General features: G+C 49.0%; 1 protein-coding gene. It reads left to right on the forward strand.

Features of this window, described 5'->3' with window-relative positions:
- Positions 1-443 (forward strand): HlyD family efflux transporter periplasmic adaptor subunit (locus A3750_RS04245; RefSeq protein ID WP_156498389.1); only part of this gene is annotated, 443 nt, incomplete at both ends.

The following is a 443-nucleotide window of genomic DNA, read 5'->3' on the forward strand; positions in this document are numbered from 1 at the left end:
CAGGTAAAAATCGGAGAAGTGGAGTTAGAACGGCTGCAAGCGCAGCAGCGTTTCCAGGAACAAGCAGCAACAGAGTTGCGCGATATACAGTTTAGCTTGAAAGATATACGCGAGCAGTTGGCTACCTCTGCAAATATTTTAAGGCGCGTAGATATAAGGGCGCCTGTTGATGGCACTGTAACTGGTTTGAAGGTTCAGACGCTTGGCGCGGTAGTGAGGCCGGGGGATTTGATCATGGAGGTCGTACCGGTTCGAGAAACGCTTATTGTTGAATCACGTATTTCTCCGACTGACGTAGACAAGGTTTACAAAGGAATGAATGCGCGGGTTCGGCTATCGTCTTTCAAGCAGCATGAGATGCCAGAGCTTGAAGGGTTGGTTGAGTCTATTTCGGCCGATGTGTTTGAGGATGAGCGAGCGCAAACACAGTATTATGTTGCTCG

The sequence above is a fragment of the Oleiphilus sp. HI0079 genome (assembly GCF_001635105.1).